Genomic DNA, 21,133 nt, shown 5'->3' on the forward strand with positions numbered 1-21,133 from the left:
ATGTCGGACGAGCCGGAGCGGGTCGATCCTTCCGGTATCCCGGAGTTCACCGGCGATCTGGGTCAACTGGAGCTGGACCACGCGGCCCTGACCTCCTCCGCCGGAACGATCCGGGACATCGGTGCCGATGTGCACAGCGGTTTCCAGGGGCTGTCGGCGTTCTACGACACCCCGGAGGCGGAGCAGCTCTTCGCCACGACGGCCCCCGTCCGGGACCGTGCCGACACCTTCGCCGGCGATCTGGAGTCGGTGGGCTCCACGCTGTCCTCGTACGCGTCGGAGATCCGCCCACTGGTGGAGCGTCTGCGGCAGTTGAAGACCGAGGCGACGGACTTCGTGGCCGGTCTGGACGACGACTGGCGTTACGACGGCGACACGGTGGACCGGAACAACGAGTTGCTCCGCGAGATCTCCGAGACGGTGGCCCGGTTCTGGGAGGCGGAGCGGCGGGCGGCGAACGCGATCACGGCGCTGGTCGGCGGGACCCGGTGGACGACCGACGACGGGTCGGGCGGGGAGAACATGTACGGCCTGAGCGTGGAGGACATGCGCCAGGCCGGGGAGACCCCGTGGGGACAGGCGGTGGAGGAGAAGCACCACGCCTGGGAGGTATGGCACCACCTGAAGAGCTTCGTGTGGGACGGCGTCATCGTCGACGGGATCTGGGGCACCCTGACCGGCCTGGCCACGCTGGTCAACCCGTGGGACGAGAACTTCGGGGCCGCCTGGGAGGGCCTCGGCCAGCTCGCCACGGGCCTGGCCCTGTTGGCGATGCCGCTGGCCGGCCCGGCGGCACTGGCCGCTTCCCGCCTCCTGCCGGAGGACAACGCGGTCCGCCAGTGGGTGGACGACAGCATGGACACCACGGTGCAGGTCGGCAGGTCCCTGGTGGCGTGGGACGAGTGGAGCGAGAACCCGGCCCGGGCGGCCGGCCTGGTGACGTTCAACGTGGTGACGACGGTGGCCACCCTGGGCACCGGCACAGCGGTCCGCGGCACGGGCGCCGCCGCCCGCGCGGCCACGACGGCCGCCCGGGTCGGCAACGCGATCGACCCGCTGACCTACGTCACCCGCGCCGCCACCGCCCTGCCCCGGATCGGCGACATCACCACGGGCCTGGCCAACATCGGCGACAGCGTCCACGCCATCCAACTCCCCGACGGAGCCCTCCGCCTCCCCGACGGCCAGGTCGTTTCCCCTACCAGTCCGTTCCCCGACAACATCACCACTCCGATCGGCCTTCCCGATGGCACGATCCGCTTCCCCGACGGCACCACCCTCCACCCGAGCGGCCAACTGGACCTCCCCAACGGTCAACCGATCCAGACCCCCGACCAGGTCCCCACCGAACTGCCCCGCGAACCAGCTGCCATAGGTGCGAACACCACTCCCTCGGCTCTTACGGCCCAAGCGGGTGACAACCTTCCGACTGGTTCTACGGGCGGCAGTGACATGCCAGGTGCCGGGGCATCCCACGATCCTCCTGACCTGCCGTCTCGTGGCGAGCAGGTTTCCGACGCAGGGAATGGGACATCACCTGGCGACGACGGGCCACTTGACGGCCCGTCGGCGGAAACCGGAGGCGGTGGACAGGAGCCTGCCGCTGGGTCGCAGGATCCGCCGCGAAGCGGTTCCGGTGGCTCGGGACGCAGGGAGTGGCCGGCAGGATCCGATGTCGAAGGCCCGGCGAGGAACAGCCTGCTGCGCGAGCCGCATCCCAGGCACACCATGGGCGGCGTCAAACACGGCATGGTCAAACCGGAGAATAGTCTGGTGCTGCCCGATTACGTGCAGGCGATGCGCAATGACATCGCGGAAATCGCGGCCGGCAACGCTCGGTTCGACCCAGTCACACAGCGATACGAGGTGAACGGGAGGACATACGGAATCGAGCCCTCGGGCACGGTGTTCCCCGACTCCGGGCCGGGAATCATCAACCTGAACAGAATTGAGTACGATGCGCTGAAACAGATCGCCCGCGCGAATGGCGACATCGACAGGCTCCAGAAAATGTTCGACAACAACCCCAAGTTCAGAGAAAATCCGCAGGCCGTGCAGAGGGCCATCGACTTGTACCGGGAATACGGAAATGATGTATGACCTGCTCCTCGCCGGGGTTGATGAGCCTGAGCGCATTGCCCGGGCGCTGGCCGAGGCGTTCGGGGTTTCGCTGGACGCCGTGGACATGGCGGCAGAAGCTGACGATGATTCCCGCAATTGGGACGCTGCTGTCTCCTGCGAGTATGAGCGAAGGCCGGGCCCCTTCAGCCTGTCGCTGGACATTTATGTGACGGAAGCGGTCACAGCGGCTCCGGAGGAAGACGCGCTCGCCGTCCGGCTTGCCCGGGACCTCGCTGCGGTGATCCTTTTTCCTGCGGTGGAGAAGCTTCCCAGCGTGTGGAAGGTCTCCACTCCCCGAGGGGAGGTCGCGTACGCGAGAGTCATCGAGCCTGTGAGCGACACCGACGCCCTCGAGGTGACAGGCGTTGAGATTCCTGTTCCGGAACTGGCGAGTGTGCCGGTATCCCGCTTCCCCGAAGTGATCAAAGAACTGCAACTCGACACGCCGATCGTGGATAGTTACCTTCCCGACGGAGCCGACGACCTGCGAGAGGTACGGGGACTTCTCGTGAACTGGGAACGGCTCACCGTACGGATGGCCCGCGGTTGGCCTCCTTCCTCCTGGTATCCAGCTGACATGTACCTGGATGACTTGCGGCTCCGCGACAAGGTCGTTCAACTCGCCTCGAGGATCCCCGCCGAACGGCAGGACCCGGTCACAAGGGCGCTGGACGATATCGATGCGGTTTATCGGCGCATGACAGTGGATGACGACGGACAGAGCCTTGCCGAGGTGTGCTCGCTGCCCGCTGACGAGCTGAGGACCCGTCCGTGGTACTGGCTACGACGTCCTGCGGACGCGCCGTGGGCGACCGAGTAGGAGCGCGGCCCGCACGGATCAACTCGTCGTGTTGTCCCCATCTGCGGTTCACCGATGGTTCCGTCACTGTGCCTTCGCACGCGCGTGTTTACCCGTAGGGAGCTGTTGTGGCCATCCTGATGCGTGCTCCTCGGGAGTGCGGTTCGTGGCTTTGGGAACTGGGCGAGACTGACGGCGGTTTGACGGCCGCCCTAGGAGCGGTGGCCCGGGTCGTCGACGTGCTGCGACGGCATTCGCTGCTCGATCCGCATGCGCTGGAACACGGCTGGTACATCCCCGGGAGAGGTGGGCTCGGGCTGTCCACCCGGCTCGGGCTGACCACGGCACTCGACGATCCCGGCCTGGTGGATCAGGTGTTCCGGGCGCGTCCGTCCGGGTTTCCGACCGCGGAGATCAGCGGAGTGAGGGTGCTGGGGTCCGGTGTCTGGTTCGACGTTCAGGGCAGGCCGCACCGGGAACCAGGGCTGGTGGACGTGGAAGTGACACCGGACGCCATCGACCTCGCGATCGAGGTGACCGTGCACCACGACATCTGGAAGTACTTCGACTTCTCGGGCCGCCCACACCCCGACGTGCAGCGGCGCAACGCGCCTCGGCTGGCGCTTGCTCTGCAGGACATCGAGAAAACCCTGGCGGTCAAGGCGGTGCCGGGGGAGCCCACCTATTTCGGGGTCGCCGAGGGATACGGAATCGCGACTCCCGACGCTTCGGACGACGGCTACGGTCCTGACCTGACCGACAAATTGTGACTCCCCGCGCATCAACGTCGATCCTTTGCGGCAAGCCGGTCTCCCTGGTCGGGTCGACGGGAGTGGCCCGAGCGCACCCGATCGTGAGTTTGATCGAAAGCGATCACGCCGTCCGCGTTTCCCGCGATATGCGTGCGGTGGAGCGTGTCTCGTGGAGCTTTTTCGACGCGCTGGTCGAGGTCCGCAGGGATCTGGAGCGCGGGAAACCGCGACCCGCCGCCGAAGGCGCCTGCCGGAACGTCCACCCCAGTCGCATGGCTGGCGACCTGCGGACGACAGTATGAGCCTGCGTCACTGAGTCGCGGTGCGGTCCGGGGCCGGGGGAGCGGGAACGATACGGGAGCGTCAGTGGAGTTGAGTACGCCGGCGGGCGGGGTGCGGTGGCCCGGGACCGAGGGGGAGGCGTTCGCCGTTCAGGAACGGGTGCGGGCGGCGGCGGATCTGGGGAGTGCCGGGCCGGGGGTGGCGAGGCCGGTGACCGGCTCGTCGCCGCCGCCGTGGTGCTGGACGCCGCGTCGCTGGACGTCGTCGAGGAGGTCACCGTCGTCGGCGGTGCCGCGTTCCCGTATGTGCCGGGGCTGCTCGCCTTTCGCGAACTGCCGTCCGTGCTCGCCGCGTTGGAGAAGCTGCGGAGCACCCCCGACCTCCTCGTCTGCGACGGATACGGCGTCGCGCATCCGCGCCGCGCCGGGCTGGCCGTGCACCTGGGGGTGTTGACCGGCGTGCCGTGTTTCGGCGTCGCCAAGTCACCGTTCCTCTACGACTGCCAGGAGTCGGGACCCGAGCGCGGTGACACCCGTCCGCTCCTCGACGGTGACGAGGTCGTGGGGCGTGCCGTGCGGACGCGGAGCGGGGTCAAGCCGGTGTTCGTCTCCGTCGGCGGCGGCATCGGGCTCGACAACGCCTGTGCCCACACGCTGCGTCTCACGCCCCGCTACCGGTTGCCGGAGACGACGCGCCGGGCCGATCACCTCAGCCGCCGCGTGCTGCGGGAGGCGGGAGCCGTCCGGCACAATGCGGCACATGGATAGCGACGAGCACTACGCCTTCACCACCGAGCAGCCCGTCCGCTATGTCCAGGTCGCCAACGACGACGGTGTGCTCGGCTACCTGTGGATCTCCGACCCCGACGACGCCGCCGGATACCGGCCGCGCGAGGGGGGCGGGGAGCAGGCGTACCGCGCGGGGGTGTCCTGGGCGCGGCATCTGCGGGCCTGCAAGGCACGAGGGTTGACCCCGTCGCAGGCGCTCATCGAGCTGACGGTGCACGCGGGGGGCGGGCGCATCGGCCATGTCGTGCCCGGTTCCGAGGCCGACGCGCCCAGCCTGGCCGCGCTGCGGGAGCAGGCCGCCACGGCCTGACCGTTCTGTCAGGGGAAGTTGATCGCGGCGCCGGTGCCGAGGTGCGCGGTGGCGTCCAGGTCGGCGGCGACGGCGGCGAGCTTCTCGCGGATCATGGAGGCCGCGTCGTCGCCGAGCGCCAGCCGCAGCGGCGGGTTCGGCAGGTCCAGGGCGGCCAGCAGGGCGGCGGCGGCCTTGTCCGGGTCGCCGGGCTGCTTGCCGTGGGAGGAGCCGAGCCCCTCACGGACCGGGCCGACCGTCGCGTCGTAGTCGGCTATCGTCCCGGCCGCCTGCAACGCGGTGGCGAACTCGGTGCGGAACGCGCCCGGTTCGACGATCAGCACCCGGATGCCCAGCGGCGCGGTCTCGGCGGCGAGTGCCTCGCTGGCCTGCTCCAGCGCGCCCTTGGCGGCACAGTAGGCGCCGACCCCGGCGAAGGCCAGCAGCCCGCCCATGCTGGTCATCTGGACGATGGTGCCGCTGCGGCGACGGCGCATGGACGGCAGGACGAGCCTGGTCAGCCGCATCGCGCCGAAGAACATCACGTCCATGGCGTACCGCAGTTCGTCCTCACTGGTCTCCTCGACGGCGCCGAGCGTGCCGAACCCGGCGTTGTTCACCAGCACATCGATGTGCCCGAACGTCCGTTCCGCCGTCTCGACGGCCTGCCGGCACTGTTCCGGGTCGGCGACGTCGAGGGCCACGACGGAGAGTTGGTCGGGGTGTTCGGCGACGAGTTCGGCCATGGTCTCCGGGCGGCGGACCGCCGCCACCACCAGATCGCCCGCCGCGAGCGCCGCGCGGGTGAAGGAGGCGCCGAACCCGCTGTTGGCACCCGTGATCAGCCAGCGCCTGGCGTCGGTGGCCGGTGCGGACGCGGGCGTGGGTGCTGCGTTCATGTGTCTGTTCCTTCGGGTCGGTCGGCATCGGACGGGGTCGTACGGGATCGCACGCGCGCGGTATACGTACCGCGCGGGACGTGCGATACGTACGAGGGGTGTGGGGGTGCGGGAACGACACTGCCCGCCGCCGGTCGTCCGTCACATGGCCCGAAGGTGGAACAGGCCGCCTTCTATCGCCTTGCGTCCGCGATCATTCCCGGCCTATAACGACGAAGTGGCCCCCGACCCGCGATCGCAGAGACCACTGCCCGCCGCGCACGCCTTCGTCTCCGAGCCCCGCCGGCCCAGGCGGCTGCCGGGTGGCGAGCCGCTGCCGCCCGAGGACTACCGGCGGCTGTTCGGCGTGATCGAGGCGGTGGACCGGGCCCCGGACCTGCCGGCGTTCCGCGAACGGCTGCTGCGCGCGCTGGAGGAGTGGTTCGGGTACTCCACGATCGCCGTGCTGCACGGGCCCACGGTCACCGCCGCGTTGTACGACGGGCGGGGCGTGAAGACCGGCTATTCGCGGGAGTTCCTCACCGAGTACGCCGAACGCTGGATCACCGCCGACCCGTACATGTCGCCGCACGCCCACCAACTCCTCGCGGAGCACGGCGTGGTGACCCTGCGCGAGCTGCATCCCGAACTCGTGCCCGCACAGCGGGTGTACGTCGAACGGTTCCTGAAGCGGCACGGCATCCACGACAAGGTGGCGTTGCTCGTCGACGCCGGGGCGGAGGGCGTCATGTACGTCGGGGTCGTCGTCCGGGGCGCGCAGCGCATCCCGGCGCGCGATCTCGCGGTGATGCGGGCCCTGCGCAGGCATCTGGAGCCGCTGGTGACCCGGTTGCTCGCCGACGACCGCGCCGCCGCCTCGGCCGCCGGGGACCTGGGTCTGACGCCCCGCGAGCGGGAGGTCGCCGGGCTGGCGGCGCAGGGGCTGACCAACCAGCAGATCGCGCAACGCCTGTTCGTCGGCGTCGGCACGGTGAAGAAGCACCTCACGCGGGTGCTGGCGAAGACGGGAGTCACAACTCGCACTCAACTCGCGCTGCGCTGGCGGGAGTTCGCCGGGCCGCAGTGGGAGGAGGCTCAGTCGGAGGCGTAGAGGGCGACCACCGCCCAGACGAGGCCGAGCACCGCCACGTCGAAAAGCACCAGCGCCGCCGGGTCGTTGACCCGCAGGCGGCTGATGACCGCGCCGGTCACCAGGCCGGTGAGGCCGACGGCCGCCACCAGACCGAGCAGGGGAACCGCCAGGCCGGCCAACAGGCCGACCGCGGCGACGCATTCGGCGACGCCGATCGCCGTCCAGGCGGCGGGGGAGAGCCCGAAACGGTCGCGTATGCGCCGCGACCGCGGATGTCTCAGCAGCTTCGCTCCTCCCGTGGCGAGGAAGAGCAGGGCGAGCACGGCGGCGAGTACGCCGAGGGCTGCGGTCATCTGTCGAAGGCTCCCGGGTGAGTCTGGTCACGGACTGCGGTGAACTGCCGGCGCACCGCCGTACCCACCGCGAGGTCGTCGCCCGGGTCCAGGACCTCGCCGGGCGCCGACGGCCACGGCGGCGGTGTCGTGTCGTCCAGCGCGCCGTCCGCCACGCCCAGCGCCCACGCCGCCTGCCGGGCGGCGCCCAGCGCGGTGTAGTCGGCGGGGGCGGGGATGACGACGGGGGCGCCGAACAGCGCGGGCGCCAGCACCTTGACCGCGGGCAACTCGGCGGCCTGGCCCAGCAGGAAGACGCGCTCGACGCGCACGCCGCGCCCGCGCAGCACGTCGGCGGCGTCGGCCAGCCCGCACAGCATGCCCTCGAACGCGGCCCTGGCCAGGTGCTCCGGCTTCATGCTCTCCCGCCGCAGCCCGGCCAGCGTGCCCGCGGTGTGCGGGAGTTCGGGCGTACGTTCGCCCGCCAGGTAGGGGAGGAGGACCAGGCCGTGGGCGCCCGGCGTGGAGGCGAGGGCCAGCTCCGACAGGGCGGGCAGGTCGCGGCCGAGCAGGTCGGCGGCGCCGCGCAGGACGCGGGTGGCGTTGAGGGTCTGGACGACGGGCAGGTGCCGGCCGGTGGCATCGGCGAGGGAGGTGATGGTGCCGGTGGGGTCGGTCAGCGCCTGGTCGTGGACCGCGCAGACCGAGCCCGACGCGCCCAGCGAGATCACCGCGTCGCCCGGCCCGACGCCCAGGCCCAGGGCGGCGGCCATCGTCTCGCCGGTGCCGGCCGAGATCAGCAGGCCCTCGGGGGTGCGGCCGGCGGCCTCGGCCGGTCCGAGCACGTCGGGGAGCGCGACGGGGTGGCCGATGGCCAGCTCCGCCAGCTCGAAGCGCCACGCCTCCGACACGGCCGACCAGTATCCGGTGCCGGAGGCCGCGCCCCGGTCGGTGGTCCAGCGGCCGGGCCGGCCCAGGAGCTGCCAGACCAGCCAGTCCTGCGCCCGGAGCACGGCGGTGACGCGCTTGGCGGCCTCCGGCTCGTCGCGCATCAGGCGGCGGAGCTGGGTGACGGGCTGGCCCGGCTGCGGTACGGAGCCCACGGCCTCGGCCCACGCCGCCCGGCCGCCGAGCGCGTCCACGAGGCCGAGCGCTGCGGTCTGCCCGCGTCCGTCGCCGGTGCCGGTCAGCGCCGGGCGCACGGGGTGGCCGTCGGCGTCGAGGGCGACGACGCCCTGCGTCTGGGCGGTGACGCCGATGGCGGTGACCTCTTCCAGCAGCCCGCCGTCCGCGGCCTCGCCGAGCGAGAGGAGCCACGCCTCGGGGGGCGCCTCCCCGGCCGGGTGCTCGGCGTGGCCGTGCCGGACGACCTGCCCGGTCTCCGCGTCGCATACGACGATGCGGGTGTAGGCGGCGGAGCTGTCCAGACCTGCGACCAATCCCATGAGGTCAGATGATGCCTCATTCTTTCCGAGGAGCGGACCATAAGGTCACTTTGTGACGATCCGGGATCGACACAGTGACGCGGCGATGGCCGTTCGGCCGAAACCCGAGCCAAAACCCGGAGCCGAGACCCGGGCCGGAGGCGCAGCCGGACCCGCGGCCGGACCCGCGGCCGAACCCGCGGCCGGGGCCGCCGGACGGCCGTCCGCGCGACGGTCAGGCGCCGGTCTCCGCCGTCCGCACCTCGCCGACGATCTCCGCGCCGCCCCCCCGCCGCGACGCGCGCCGCTCCCGCAGCCGGCGGACGGCGGGCTCCGTCCAGCGGGCGGCGAACGGACCCACGATCACCAGGATCAGCACGTACGCCGTGGCCACCGGGGCGATACGTGGCTCGCTGGCCGACGCCAGCCCGGCGATGACGATGGAGAACTCGCCGCGCGCCACCAGGGCGCCGCCCGCCCGCATCCGGCCGCGCGGCCCTATCCCGGCCCGCCGCGCCGCGTGCCAGCCGGTGGCGATCTTGGTGGCCGCCGTGACAACGGCCAGCGCCAGCGCAGGCACCAGCACGGGCGGGATCGCGCTCGGATCGGTGGACAGGCCGAAGAAGACGAAGAACACCGCCGCGAACAGGTCCCGCAGCGGCGTGAACAGCCGCCGCGTGTTGTGCGCGACCGCGCCCGACAGCGCGATGCCGACGAGGAACGCGCCCACCGCCGCGGACACTTGCAGCCGCTGCGCGACCCCGGCCACCAGCAGCGTCAGCCCGAGCACGACCAGCAGCAGCATCTCCGGGTTGTCCGAGGACACCGCCTTGCTGATCACCCGGCCGTGCCGCAGCGCCACGTACAGCGCGGCACCGGCCGTGCCGAGCGCGATGCCGAGGGTCAGACTGCCGCTCGCCAGGCCGACCCCGGCCAACACCGTGGAGAGTACCGGCAGATAGACCGCCATCGTCAGGTCCTCGATGACCAGCACGCCGAGCACGACGGGGGTCTCGCGGTTGCCCAGCCGGTTCAGGTCGGTGAGGATCTTCGCGATCACGCCCGAGGACGAGATGTAGGTGACGCCGGCCAGGGCCAGCGCGCCGACCGGCCCCCAGCCCAGGAGCAGCCCGGCGACGGCGCCCGGCGTGGCGTTGAGCACGAGATCGACGATGCCCGACGGGTACTGCGTCTTGAGACTGTCAACCAGCTCGGTCGCCGTGTACTCCAGGCCGAGCATCAACAGCAGCAGGATGACGCCGATCTCGGCGCCGACCTCGATGAAGTCCTCGCTGGTGGAAAGCGGTATGAATCCACCGTGACCGAACGCGAGGCCGATGAGCAGGTAGAGGGGGATGGGTGAGAGGCCGAGTCGCCCGGCCAGCCTTCCGACGAGACCGAGGCCGAACACGACGGCCCCCAGCTCGATCAGCATGGTCGTGGTGTCGTGCACGGTCACCGCGCCTTTCCGTTGGGCCCGTTGAAGAGCGGGTCGTGTGGGGGGCGGGCGCGGCTCACGAGCCGGCGACGATCTCGGCCAGGTCGTCGACGCCCTCCCGGGTGCCGACGACCAGCAGCGTGTCACCTGCCTCAAGGCGGTAGTCGGGGCCCGGCGACGGGTGCGCGCCGGTCCTGCGGAGCACGGCGACGATCGACACACCGGTCCGGGTACGGGCCTTGGTGTCGCCCATCGGGCGGCCCCGGTAGGGGGAGTCGGGGCCGACAGGGATGCGCTCGGTCACCAGGTTGAGATCGAACTCGCTGCCGGGCAGCGCCACTTCGGTGCGGTCCGGGGCGATGATCGAGGCGAACCTGGCGGCTTCCTCCGCCTCCAGGGGCACGGTCCCCTGGCAGGCGTCGGGGTCGTCGGGGTCGTAGAACCCGATGAACCGGCGTCCGTCCTCGTGGACCACCACCGAGATGTGACGGCCGTCCTTGGTCGCGATGTCGTACTGGGTGCCGACGCCCGGGAGCGGGGTGCGTCGCGTCACCATGAAGACCTCCTCCAGCAGCGGTCGCGGCGCGCGTCGGGGACACGGCGCGACCTGGGATCTTGCTCCATTCTCGCACGACTCGCGCACACGTTCGCAAAGAATGCTTTGCAAAGAGTCGTGGGGTGTCTAGGGTGACCGGCATGACCGACCCGGCTCCCGGCGCGCGCCGCGACGCCGCCCTCGACGCCCGTGGCCTGCGCGCCCTCGCCCACCCGGTCCGGGTGCGGCTCCTGGGGCTGCTGCGCGAGCACGGCCCCGCCACCGCGACCCAGCTCGCCCGGCGCATGGACCTGACCTCCGGCGCGACCAGCTACCACCTGCGCCGCCTCGGCGAGGCCGGCTTCGTCGACGAGGACACCGGGCGCGGGAACGCCCGGGAGCGCTGGTGGCGTCCCGTCCACCGGCCGGCGTCGCCCGGCGACCCGGATCGCCCGGCCGGCGCCCCCGGGGCCGCGCCGGCGTACCCGCGGTCCCTCGCCGCCGTGAACGCGCTCCGCGTCCAGCGGACGCTCGACGCGCTGGAGACGATGCCGGAGCCGTGGCGGCACGCGTTCGACCTGAGCGACGTCGCGCTGCGCCTCACCCCGGCGGAGGCCCGGCGCCTGCGCGACGAGGTGAGGGCGGTGGTGGCGGGCTTCCGCCGGGACACGCCGGAGGAGAACGGGTCGGCGCCGGCCGGGAGCGAACGCGTCGTGTTCCTGACGCACGTGCTGCCGGAACCGGCCGACCGGCCGTGACGGGCACGTTCCCGCCGCCGCGTGCGCGGATACCCGCGGTCGGGCGGACCACGGTCAGGCCGATGACGAGAACGGGCGCGGCGTTGCTCATCCGCCGCACGACAACGCGCCGGGCCATTGCCCGGTGGGCCGCCGCCGCGATAAGCAGCGGTCATCGCCCACAGGGAGGTTGACCCATGTCGTCCAAGGCCCCTGTCGCCACCGGTCAGGTGACCGTCAACGTCAGCCCCGCCGAGGCCTACCGCGTCGTCAGCGATCCGCTCCTCATGACCACCTTCGCGGAGGAGACCGTGGAGGCGCGCTGGCTGCGCGGCGCCACCCACGCCGCCGTGGGCGCCCGTTTCCGGGGCGTCAACCGCAACGGGCGCCGCCGCTGGAGCACCACCTGCACGGTCACCGAGGCCACCCGCAACCGCCGGTTCGCCTACGAGGTGGCGGCCACCCCGCTGCGCATCCCGATATCGCTCTGGCAGTACGACATCGACCCGACCGACGACGGCACCGGCTGCGTCATCACCGAGAGCAACTGGATACGCGTACCGGTGTGGTTCAGGCCCGTCGCCATCCTGATCACCGGCATTCCCGACCGCGTCGGCGCCAACAACGCGCACATCGCGACCACTCTGGACCGTCTCAAGGCCCATCTGGAGTCCCGCCAGCCGGCGTGAACAGGGCGCGCGCTTCCGCCTCGCGAACGCCGCGACGGAGTCGGGCACGTCGTCGAGGAGTTGAGCAGGGGCGGCTCTCGACGCCCGCGCCGCGACGGCGCTCGCCCTGTCCGCCGCGCACAGCGGGAGCGATGCGAAGGGTGCCTCCGGCGTCCGGCTCTCCGTGCCGGTGTCCGCACCGGTGAACCAGTGCCCGACCTCGGCCTCACGACCGGGCGGCAGGAGTCGCCGTTCGTCCTCGTCGACAACCCCGACGTCGGCCCGCGACCCCGGCCTCCGGTCAACTCCCGGCTACAGTCGGTGCATGAGCGACTATCCACCCGCGCCCTGGCGGCTGAAGGGCGATATGTACGTCTCCCTCTGGCGGCTGCCCGCCCGGTCCGTTCCGGACTGGGAACTGCCGCCGGGTGTGCGTCCGTTGGCGGTGGGCGGGCGGCGGGTGCTGGCGACCTTCTGGGTCGACTACCGCCCCGGCGGTGTGCTGGAGTACCGCGAGTTCCTCGTCTCGCTGCTGGTCCGCCACCGGCGCGGCATCGCCTCCACGGCCGTGGCCGTCTGGGTGGACGACGGGCGCTCCCTGGCGGGCGGGCGCGAACTGTGGGGCATCCCAAAGGAGTTGGGCACCTTCACCTTCACCCTCGACCCGGCCGCCGGGTTCACGGCCGGGCTGACCACCGCCTCGGGGGAAACGGCCGGCACCTCCTACCGGGACCGGCTCCGACTGCCCCCGATCCGGTTCCCGCTCCGCACCCGGCTCGTGCAGCGAAGGCCCGGCCTCGGGACGTGCGAGGTGCCGCTGCGGCTGTCCGGCCGGGCCGGGCTCGGCCGCGAACGCCTCCACGCCCCGGACACCGGCCCGTTGGCTTTCCTCGCGGGCCACCGCCCGAGCGTCACCGTCGCCGTACGGGACTTCCGTTTCCTGGTCGGCGAGGCGACCGCGCCGCCGCGCGGCTGAACCGGCCGCCCCCGCGCGGCGTCACGGCCGGAACCGCCGGACGACCGGCCGTGACGCTCGCGTGGTCCGCCGGAACGCGCCTAGAGGGAGGTGCGGAACGGGCCGGTGACCTCGTAGGTGATGCCGCCGGAGCTGGAGCCGGACGTGCCGCGCTGCGAGGAGAAGTACAGCCGGTTCCCGGCCGGGTTGAACGCCGGGCCGGTGATCTCGGAGCCGGACTGGCCGGTCACCCGCAGGAACGGCGCGACGACATCGCCCGGAGTGATGACGCAGATCTCCATGTTGCCGCCGTCCTCGGCGACATACAGGTCGCCGACGGCGGCGGCGGTGATGTTGTCCACGCCGGTCAGCGGGGCGCCGGAGACGTTGTCGTCGTAGACGACGGCGATGGTGTTGGCGCTCGCGTTGTACGCCCAGACCCGGTTGTCGCCCTTGGTGGTGAAGTAGCAGATGTTGTCGCGGTAGTAGCAGCCCTCGCCGCCGTTGAACAGCTTGGCGCCGGACACCTGGTCGCGGGTGGGGGTCGGACTGCCGTCCGGGTCGGGCACGTTGACCCAGGACAGCGTGCCGGAGGACTCGCGCAGCACCTGGAGGGTGCCGGACGAGAGGTTGCCCCACGTCGTCGGGACGAAGCGGTAGAAGCAGCCGTCCGACTCGTCCTCGGTCAGGTAGATGACGCGCCGGACCGGGTCGGCCGCCGCCGCCTCGTGGTTGAACCGGCCCATGGAGGCCCGCCGCACCGACGCGTTGACGCCCCACGGGTCGGTCTCGTAGACGTAACCGCCGGCCACCTCCTCGCAGGACAGCCAGGTGTTCCACGGGGTCGCGCCGCCCGCGCAGTTTCTGTTGGTGCCCGAGAGGATGCGGTAGGCACCGGTGATCGAGCCCGAGCTGTTGAACTTCACGGCGCTCGCGCCGCCCCCGCTGGAGCTGCTGACCTCGGCGTTGGACACGTAGATCCACCCCGAGCCGTCCGCGAAGCACGCGCCGCCGTCGGGCGCCTGGTGCCAGGTGTAGCCGGTCCCGGCGACGGTCTGCCCGGTGCGGGCTATGACGCGGCTGGTGAAACCGTTCGGCAGCATGATCCCGTTGGCGTCCGCGGGCTTGAGCGCGCCGTAGGGGCCGGTGCCCGGCAGCGCGGGGTAGGCGGCGGCCTGCCGCCACAGGGACCCGGAAAAGGCGGCAGCGCCGGCTCCGAGGGCGGCGGCACGAAGGACGTTACGGCGTTCCATGGCCAATCTCCTTGCTCCTGCGGGGTGTTGGACACCGTGGAGCGTAGGAGGGGAAGCGCGTGCCGTTAAGGATCGGCCAGGGGAACTCTCATCGGCCGGGAGGCACCGCCGGGTGAACGCGCGAGGAACTCCTCGGCGGGCGCCCCGCCGGGGGCTTCGGCCCCGCGCCCGCCGTCATCCGCCGCTCCCGGCGATCACCCGGCGCACGTCGGGATTGGCCGCGACGTCCGGCGGCAGCGTCGTCGTGGAGTCGACCAGGGCGGTGACGAGCTGCTTCGGGGTCACCACCGCGGACGTCAGGTCGGCGCCCCGCAGGTCGGCTCCCGCGAGCTGCGCCTCGGACAGGTTCGCGCCTCGCAGATCGGCCCCCGCCAGGCGCGCCCGGACCAGGAACGCGCCCTGCATGTCGGCACCCGCCAGATACATTCCCCGCGCGTCCACGTCGCTCAGGTCGGCGTCGACCAGGGTCGCGCCGGACAGGTCCGCGAGGGGGAAGTACGCGTGGCTCAGATCCGCGCGGTAGAGAAACGCCCGCGCGAGGTTCCCGTACGGGAAGTCGGTGTACGACAGGGTGGCGCCCCGCAGGTCGAGCGTGAAGTAGGGATCGTCCTCGGTGGTGTCCCGGTAGGCCAGCACGAGCAGCGCGGCGTTCACATCGGCCCGCGCGCCGTGCAGGACCGTGTCGTCCTCCTCCGCCGCCTCTGCCGCCTCCTGCTCCTCCGCTTCCTCGGCCTGCTCCCCCTCCCCGGCCGGGGCGGTGTGCGTGCGGATGTACGCGGCCAGCACGTTGGAGATGGTCCGGTGGTCCCGGCGCGAGTCCTGCATGATCCGCTGGAGCGCGTAGATGCCGCCCAGGCGCACGTCGACGGCCTCGGACCCCAGGTTGGTCACCGCCGCGTTGTACCGGTCGGTGATGTGACTCTGCTGGGTGAGGACCAGTTGCTCGCGCACCTGGACGTTGGAGTACCACAGGCCGGCCGCCGCGACGAGAGAGGCCAGGACGACCGACGCCAGCTCGATGCGCCGCGCCCAGTCCAGCCCCCCGCCGCCCCCGGCCCGGCCACCCGCACCGCGCCGCGCGGCGCGCTGAGCCGTGCGCCGCAACTGCGCGCTGTTCCTGTACGGCATCCGAAGCGTCGCCCCCCGAGTCCCGCGACGCCTCCGCGCAGGGCTACGGCGAGGACCGGAAGGTGGGGGAGAACGCTGTCATCCGGCCCTGAGCCGCGAAGCCCGCCGAGCGCGGCCGATGACGAGCGCGGTGTCTCCGCTCTTCGCCTGCCCGGTCGCCAGCATCCGCTCCATGGCGAGCGGAATGGAGGCGGCCGACGTGTTGCCGGTGGTCTCGATGTCGCGGGCGACCGCGACATGTTCCGGCAGCTTCAGCGTCTTCACCATCGAGCCGATGATCCGCATGTTGGCCTGGTGCGGGATGAAGACGTCCAGGTCCGCCACGGTGATCCCGGCGGCGTCCAGGGCCTGTTGAGCGACCCTGGCCATCTCGAAGACCGCCCAGCGGAAGACCGTCTGGCCCTCCTGCCGGATCGCGGGGAACTTGTCGCCCGGGGCGTAGCGGTCCCAGGGCACGGTCTGGGTGATGACATCGGCCTTGTCGCCCTCGGAACCCCACACCGTGGGCCCGATGGCGGGCTGCTCGGAGGGCCCGAGCACGACCGCGCCCGCGCCGTCGCCGAACAGGAAGGCCGTGGAACGGTCCTCCCGGTCCGTCAGGTCCGACAGCCGCTCGGCGCCGATGACCAGCGCGTAGGTCGCGCTGCCCTCCATGATCAGGCCCTTGGCGAGCGTGATGCCGTAGACGAAACCGGCGCAGCCGGCCGAGATGTCGAACGCGGCGGGCCGCCGGGCCCCGAGCCGGTGCCCGATCAGGGTGGCGATCGCCGGGGTCTGCGCGAAGTGGGAGACGGTCGAGATGATCACCGCGTCCACCTGCTCGGCGGTGATCCCGGCGTCGGCGATGGCCTTGCCGGCGGCGGCGATCGCCATTTCGGCCACGGTCTCGTCCTCGCCGGCCCAGTGCCGGGTCACGATGCCGGAGCGGGACCGGATCCACTCCTCGGACGAGTCGATGTGCTGGAGGATCTCCGCGTTGGGAACGACGCGGGTCGGCCGGTAGCCACCGACGCCGAGGATCCGCGCGTGCGGCGCGCCCCTGCTGGCCTTGAGTGTGGCGGGCATGCTGTTCAGTGCTCCTGTTCGGCGGCTTCGGCGGCTCGCGCGGCGATCAACTCGCGGGCCTCGGCCAGGTTATCCGGGGTCTTCACGGCCACTCGCGCCACGTCCGGCAGAACGCGCCGGGCGAGGCCGGTGAGCGTCCCGCCCGGGCACAGCTCGATCAGGGCCGTGGCACCGAGACGCCGGAACGTCTCCATGCAAAGATCCCAGCGAACCGGATTCGAAACCTGCGAGACCAGACGACGCACGATTTCCTGTCCGTCGGTGACAACCGCGCCGTCCGCGTTCGATACGAAGGGGATGACCGGGTCGGCCACGCCGACCCGCCCGGCGGCCTCGGCCATCGCCGCCACGGCCGGGGCCATGTGACGGGTGTGGAAGGCGCCGGCGACCTTCAGCGGCATCACGCGGGCCTTCCCGGGCTTCTCGGCGGCGAGCGCCGCGAGTTGGTCCTTGGTCCCGGCGGCGACGATCTGGCCGCCGCCGTTGTTGTTCGCCGCGGTCAGGCCCAGGGCGTCGAGGCGGGCGGCGACCTCGGCCGGGTCGCCGCCGAGGACGGCGGACATCCCGGTCTCGGTGACCGCGGCGGCCTCGGCCATGGCCTCGGCGCGGCGGCGCACCAGCGCCAGGGCGTCGTGCTCGGTCAGCGTCCCGGCCAGCGCGGCGGCGGCCACCTCGCCCACGCTGTGCCCGGCGACCGCTCCGGCGGCGGTCGGCCCGCCGCCGAACAGCTCGGCGGCGGACAGCAGCGCGCCCGCGACCAGCAGCGGCTGGGCCACGGCGGTGTCACGGATCTCGTCGGCGTCGGCCTTCGTCCCGAGGTGGACGAGGTCGAGACCGAGGACCTCCGACCAGGCGCCGAGCCGGTCGGCGACGCCGGGAAGGTCGAGCCAGGGGTTCAGGAAGCCAGGGGTCTGGGAACCCTGGCCGGGAGCGACGAGTACGAGCACCCTTTCACTCTCTCTTGGCGACACGGCCCCCGCCCGTGGCGGCGAGGACTAAGAACCGTGGAGGGAGTTGTAGATCCTCAACAAAATGCTAGGAGTGATGATCCTCTTCTTCCAGGCGTCCGAGCATCAGCGCGATGCGCAGAGTGAAGGCCGAGCGGACATCGGAAGGGGGCCATCCGGTGACATCAGTCACACGACGCAGACGATAACGAACGGTGTTGGGATGCACAAACAGCATCCGCGCCGCCCCCTCCAGACTGCTCGCCTGCTCCAGATAGACACTCAGCGTCTCCAGAAGGGCCGAGCCCGCCTCGCGGAGCGGTTTATAGATCTCCTCCACCAGCAGCGCCCTCGCGGCCGGGTCGCCCGCCATCGCGCGCTCCGGCAGCAGGTCGTCCGCGAGCACCGGACGCGGCGCGTCCGGCCACGCCGCGCACGCCCGCAGCCCGGCCGCCGCCGCCTGCGCGGACCGGGTCGCGGCGAGCAGGTCGCCCACCACGGGACCGGCCACCACCGGCCCGGACGCGAACGGTCCGATCAGGCCCTTCGCCGCGTGCAACGGGTCGTCGCTGCCGCCCGCGATCACCACCAGGCGTTTGCCGAGCACCCCGGTCAGGACCTGGAGCTTCGCGTACCGGGCGGCCCGGCGGATCGCCTCGACGGTCAGCTCGCTGTCGCCGTTCGGGGCGTTGCCCAGCACGACCGTGACGTGCTCGGGCGCCTTCCAGCCGAGGGCGGCGGCGCGGGAGACGTCGCTCTCGTCGGCCTCGCCGGAGACCACGGCGTTGACGACCAGCGACTCCAGCCGCGCGTCCCAGGCGCCGCGCGCTTCGGCGGCCTGCGCGTAGACCTGCGCGGTCGCGAACGCGATCTCGCGGGCGTAGACCAGCAGCGCGTTGCGCAGCGCGGCGGCGCCGCCGGGGGCGGCCAGCTCGTCGACGGCCGTCTCCATGACCTCGATGGTGGTGCGCACCATCTCGACGGTCTGCCGCAGCGTGATCGCCCGCGTCAGCTCGCGCGGCGCGGTGCCGAAGACGTCGGTGCTGATCGCCTGCGGGGTGTCGGGGTGCCGGAACCACTCGGTGAACGCGGCTATGCCGGCCTGGGCGACCAGGCCGATCCAGGAGCGGTTCTCCGGCGGCATGGCGCGGTACCACGACAACTGCTCGTCCATCCGCGTGATCGCCGCGGCGGCCAGCTTCCCGGAGGACTGCTCGAGGCGGCGCACGGTCGCGGCGTGCGCCACGGCGCTGTCGGTGTTCCCGGCGTTTCCGGTGTTCCCGGCGTTCTCGTCGGGCGTCGCACCAGCGGACGCTCCATCATCGGCATCGGACACGGGGACCAGCCTGCCTCATTTCTGTCTCGGTCATACCCGGCGGGGGTGGACGCACGGTGGATACGGTGGGTCCATGCTTCAGGTACTGCGGTCCGGTGAGCGTTTCCGGGGTGGCGATCCGGCCGTGGGGATCGACACCCGGCACGCGTTCTCCTTCGGTGGCTTCTACGACCCGGACAACGTGCGGTTCGGTCCGCTGACCGCCTGCAACGAGGAACGTCTGGCGCCCGGCGCGGGTTTCCCCCCGCACCCGCACCGCGACGTGGAGATCGTGAGCTGGGTCGTGGAGGGGGAGCTGACCCACGAGGACGCCCTGGGGCGGATCACTGTCATCGCGCCGGGAGACGTCCAGCGCATGACCGCCGGTTCCGGCATCCGGCACGCGGAGCGCAACGCGGGGCCGGCGCCGCTGCGTTTCGTCCAGATGTGGCTGGTGCCCGACCGGCCTGGGGGCGCGCCGGAGTACGAGGTGGTGCGCGGGATCGCGGACGGCACCCCGTACGCGCTGCCGCGCACGGCGGCGGTGCTGCACGTGCGGCGGCTGGCGGACGGTGAGCGGACGGCGGTCCCGGCGGCGCCGCGCGTGTTCGCGCACGTGGTGCGCGGGGCGGTGACCCTGGCGGGCGAGCCGCTGGGCGAGGGCGACTCGGCGCGGCTGACGGACGCCGGTGAGGCGGAGGTCCGCGCGGCCGGCGGGCCGGCGGAGCTGCTGCTGTGGGAGCTGGGGCGACCGGACTGACACCGGCCCCCTATTCACATCTGACGCCGGCGGCGCAGCGGCTAGTGGGGGGGCCGGGGAGGGGGAGGGGGCGGCCAGAGAATCTCAGCAGGGCTGTAGGTGAGAAGGGGGAGAGGTGTATAAGAGAGAGGGGTGTCTGGCCGCGCAGTTCCGCGAGGACCGCGTCGGTGAAGGCGGGCCAGGACTCGGCGGCCCAGGAGCCGAACGCGCGGTCGGTCAGGACGACGCAGGCCGCGCGGGCGTCCGGGTCCACCCACAGGAACGTGCCGGACTGGCCGAAGTGGCCGAAGGTGCGGGGCGAGGACGTCGCGCCCGTCCAGTGCGGCGACTTGTGGGCGCGCAGGGAGAACCCCAGGCCCCAGTCGTTGGGCTTCTGGTGGCCGAAGCCGGGCAGCACGCCGTTCAGCCCGGGGAACGCCACCGCCGTCGCCTCGGCGAGCGTCTCGGGGGCCAGCAGGCGGGGGGAGAGCAGCTCGGCGGCGAAGGCGGTGAGGTCGTCCAGCGTCGAGACGCCGTCCTTGGCGGGGGAGCCGGGCAGTTCGGTGGCGGTCATGCCCAGCGGCGCGAGCACCGCCTGCCGCAGATACTCCGCGAACGGCATGCCGGCCGCCTTGGCGATGTGGTCGCCGAGGACCTCGAAGCCCGCGTTCGAGTAGAGCCGGCGGGGGCCGGGCGGCGCCATCGCGCGGTGCTCGTCGAACGCCAGCCCCGAGGCGCGCGCCAGCAGGCGCCGGACGGGGGAGCCCTCGGGGCCGGCCGGCTCGTCCAGGCCGATCGCGCCCTCCTCGACCGCGATCGGCGCGGCGTACGCGGCGGGCGGCTTGGTGACGGAGGCGAGCCGGAACGGCCGCTCGCCGGGGCCGTGGGCGAACCGGCCGCCGGCCGGGAAGACGACGGCGGCGGCGGCCGTGGGAACGGGCCAGGTGTCGATCAGCTCCAGGCTGCGCATGCCCCCGAGCGTAGCGCGGCGCCCCGACACGCCCGCTCCACGGGGGAGACATCCTCCGGCGGGGCGTGCGGCGGCGTGGGGGAGCGGCGTGTGGGTTTCGGATTCACCACCGGGGCCACTTGCCTGGAGTGCACTCCAGGTCTTTAGCGTTCGGGATATGACCCTGACCCAGCGGAAGCAGCCAGGGCTTGACGAGACCGTCGGCCCGTGCGCGCCCCCCAAGCCCGTGCCCAGACCCGACGGCCAGGACCGCTACACGATCAGCGAGGTCGCCGCCCACACCGGGCTGAGCGTCCACACGCTGCGCTGGTACGAGCGCATCGGCCTGATGCCGACCATCGACCGCTCCCACACCGGGCAGCGCCGCTACACCAACCGCGATCTGGCGTGGCTCTCGTTCGTCGGCAAGCTCCGGCTGACCGGGATGGCGGTCGCGGACATGGTCCGCTACGCCGATCTGGTGCGGCAGGGCGACCACACGTTCGCCGAGCGCAGAGCGCTGCTGCTCGCCACCCGGGAGAGCGTGCTGCGCCGGATCGGCGAGCTCCAGGACACCCTCACGGTCCTCGACTTCAAGATCGACTTCTACGCTGACGCCCCCTCGGCGTCGGAAAGGCTCTGAACC

General features: G+C 72.2%; 20 protein-coding genes and 2 pseudogenes. 11 read left to right on the forward strand and 11 right to left on the reverse strand.

Going from position 1 to position 21,133, the window contains the following annotated elements:
- The 5 genes and pseudogenes from BN2279_RS26245 (at position 1) to BN2279_RS26265 (ending at position 5,052) form a co-directional block, all read left to right on the forward strand.
- The gene (locus tag BN2279_RS26245; protein WP_059013501.1) at positions 1 to 2,100 is read left to right on the forward strand and encodes a hypothetical protein; all 2,100 of its coding nucleotides are present in this window, start codon (positions 1 to 3) and stop codon (positions 2,098 to 2,100) included.
- A complete protein-coding gene (locus tag BN2279_RS26250) occupies positions 2,090 to 2,941 on the forward strand; it encodes a hypothetical protein (RefSeq protein ID WP_059013502.1) in 852 nt (283 codons plus the stop codon). The genes BN2279_RS26245 and BN2279_RS26250 overlap by 11 nt, the downstream gene beginning before the upstream one ends.
- A gap of 107 nt (positions 2,942 to 3,048) precedes the next feature.
- Positions 3,049 to 3,690: a hypothetical protein gene (locus tag BN2279_RS26255; RefSeq protein ID WP_234348090.1), complete on the forward strand. Its 642-nt coding sequence runs from the start codon at positions 3,049 to 3,051 to the stop codon at positions 3,688 to 3,690.
- Between the two features lie 354 nt (positions 3,691 to 4,044).
- Positions 4,045 to 4,721: pseudogene (locus BN2279_RS26260) on the forward strand (endonuclease V).
- Positions 4,714 to 5,052: a hypothetical protein gene (locus tag BN2279_RS26265; protein ID WP_159037344.1), complete on the forward strand. Its 339-nt coding sequence runs from the start codon at positions 4,714 to 4,716 to the stop codon at positions 5,050 to 5,052. The pseudogene BN2279_RS26260 and the gene BN2279_RS26265 overlap by 8 nt, the downstream one beginning before the upstream one ends.
- Positions 5,053 to 5,060: 8 nt before the next feature.
- On the opposite strand, the gene BN2279_RS26270 is transcribed toward BN2279_RS26265, so the two are convergent.
- Positions 5,061 to 5,930, reverse strand: coding sequence for an oxidoreductase (locus BN2279_RS26270; RefSeq protein ID WP_059013504.1), 870 nt, complete (start codon positions 5,928 to 5,930; stop codon positions 5,061 to 5,063).
- A 217-nt stretch (positions 5,931 to 6,147) separates the two neighbouring features.
- On the opposite strand from BN2279_RS26270, the gene BN2279_RS26275 reads away from it, so the two are divergent.
- Positions 6,148 to 7,020, forward strand: a complete 873-nt coding sequence (locus BN2279_RS26275) for a helix-turn-helix transcriptional regulator (RefSeq protein ID WP_199827802.1) — start codon at positions 6,148 to 6,150, stop codon at positions 7,018 to 7,020.
- Here the strand turns inward: BN2279_RS26275 and BN2279_RS26280 are convergent.
- From BN2279_RS26280 to BN2279_RS26295, 4 genes are all read right to left on the reverse strand, one after another.
- Positions 7,005 to 7,355 carry a DoxX family protein gene (locus BN2279_RS26280; RefSeq protein WP_059013505.1) on the reverse strand — a complete coding sequence of 117 codons (351 nt, stop codon included), beginning with the start codon at positions 7,353 to 7,355 and terminating at the stop codon, positions 7,005 to 7,007. The genes BN2279_RS26275 and BN2279_RS26280 overlap by 16 nt on opposite strands.
- Positions 7,352 to 8,779 carry an FGGY family carbohydrate kinase gene (locus BN2279_RS26285; protein WP_199827803.1) on the reverse strand — a complete coding sequence of 476 codons (1,428 nt, stop codon included), beginning with the start codon at positions 8,777 to 8,779 and terminating at the stop codon, positions 7,352 to 7,354. The genes BN2279_RS26280 and BN2279_RS26285 overlap by 4 nt, the downstream gene beginning before the upstream one ends.
- 214 nt (positions 8,780 to 8,993) lie before the next feature.
- Entirely contained in the window at positions 8,994 to 10,211 is a 1,218-nt protein-coding gene (locus BN2279_RS26290; protein WP_079032554.1) for a cation:proton antiporter, read from the reverse strand.
- A 61-nt stretch (positions 10,212 to 10,272) separates the two neighbouring features.
- The gene (locus BN2279_RS26295) at positions 10,273 to 10,752 is read right to left on the reverse strand and encodes a cation:proton antiporter regulatory subunit (RefSeq protein WP_059013506.1); all 480 of its coding nucleotides are present in this window, start codon (positions 10,750 to 10,752) and stop codon (positions 10,273 to 10,275) included.
- Positions 10,753 to 10,892: 140 nt separating this feature from the next.
- Here BN2279_RS26295 and BN2279_RS26300 point away from each other — a divergent pair, with 140 nt between their 5' ends.
- The 3 genes from BN2279_RS26300 (at position 10,893) to BN2279_RS26310 (ending at position 13,112) form a co-directional block, all read left to right on the forward strand.
- Complete coding sequence (locus tag BN2279_RS26300) at positions 10,893 to 11,489, forward strand: ArsR/SmtB family transcription factor (protein WP_059013507.1); 597 nt, start codon at positions 10,893 to 10,895, stop codon at positions 11,487 to 11,489.
- Positions 11,490 to 11,665: 176 nt separating this feature from the next.
- Positions 11,666 to 12,157, forward strand: a complete 492-nt coding sequence (locus BN2279_RS26305; protein ID WP_059013508.1) for an SRPBCC family protein — start codon at positions 11,666 to 11,668, stop codon at positions 12,155 to 12,157.
- Between the two features lie 304 nt (positions 12,158 to 12,461).
- Positions 12,462 to 13,112 (forward strand): acetoacetate decarboxylase family protein, encoded by a 651-nt coding sequence (locus BN2279_RS26310; RefSeq protein ID WP_079032515.1) that lies wholly within the window; start codon positions 12,462 to 12,464, stop codon positions 13,110 to 13,112.
- 80 nt (positions 13,113 to 13,192) lie between these two features.
- Here BN2279_RS26310 and BN2279_RS26315 read toward each other — a convergent pair whose 3' ends face one another.
- The 5 genes from BN2279_RS26315 to BN2279_RS26335 all read right to left on the reverse strand — a co-directional run bounded on the left by BN2279_RS26315 (position 13,193) and on the right by BN2279_RS26335 (position 18,730).
- Positions 13,193 to 14,344, reverse strand: coding sequence for an alkaline phosphatase PhoX (locus tag BN2279_RS26315; RefSeq protein WP_059013510.1), 1,152 nt, complete (start codon positions 14,342 to 14,344; stop codon positions 13,193 to 13,195).
- Between the two features lie 174 nt (positions 14,345 to 14,518).
- Entirely contained in the window at positions 14,519 to 15,472 is a 954-nt protein-coding gene (locus BN2279_RS26320; RefSeq protein WP_059013511.1) for a pentapeptide repeat-containing protein, read from the reverse strand.
- Between the two features lie 78 nt (positions 15,473 to 15,550).
- Positions 15,551 to 16,537: a beta-ketoacyl-ACP synthase 3 gene (locus BN2279_RS26325; protein WP_059013512.1), complete on the reverse strand. Its 987-nt coding sequence runs from the start codon at positions 16,535 to 16,537 to the stop codon at positions 15,551 to 15,553.
- 5 nt (positions 16,538 to 16,542) lie between these two features.
- Entirely contained in the window at positions 16,543 to 17,484 is a 942-nt protein-coding gene (locus BN2279_RS26330; protein WP_059013513.1) for an ACP S-malonyltransferase, read from the reverse strand.
- Positions 17,485 to 17,572: 88 nt separating this feature from the next.
- Positions 17,573 to 18,730, reverse strand: coding sequence for a PucR family transcriptional regulator (locus BN2279_RS26335; RefSeq protein WP_059013687.1), 1,158 nt, complete (start codon positions 18,728 to 18,730; stop codon positions 17,573 to 17,575).
- A 163-nt stretch (positions 18,731 to 18,893) separates the two neighbouring features.
- On the opposite strand from BN2279_RS26335, the gene BN2279_RS26340 reads away from it, so the two are divergent.
- A complete protein-coding gene (locus BN2279_RS26340) occupies positions 18,894 to 19,559 on the forward strand; it encodes a pirin family protein (protein ID WP_059013514.1) in 666 nt (221 codons plus the stop codon).
- Positions 19,560 to 19,698: 139 nt separating this feature from the next.
- On the opposite strand, the pseudogene BN2279_RS26345 reads toward BN2279_RS26340, so the two are convergent.
- Positions 19,699 to 20,508 (reverse strand): annotated as a pseudogene (locus tag BN2279_RS26345) (serine hydrolase domain-containing protein); the annotation flags it as partial.
- A gap of 157 nt (positions 20,509 to 20,665) precedes the next feature.
- On the opposite strand from BN2279_RS26345, the gene BN2279_RS26350 reads away from it, so the two are divergent.
- Positions 20,666 to 21,130 (forward strand): MerR family transcriptional regulator, encoded by a 465-nt coding sequence (locus BN2279_RS26350; protein ID WP_059013515.1) that lies wholly within the window; start codon positions 20,666 to 20,668, stop codon positions 21,128 to 21,130.
- The last annotated feature ends 3 nt before the right edge of the window (positions 21,131 to 21,133 follow it).

The organism is Streptomyces specialis, from assembly GCF_001493375.1.
In the GTDB taxonomy this organism is placed as follows: Bacteria; Actinomycetota; Actinomycetes; order Streptomycetales; family Streptomycetaceae; genus Streptomyces; species Streptomyces specialis.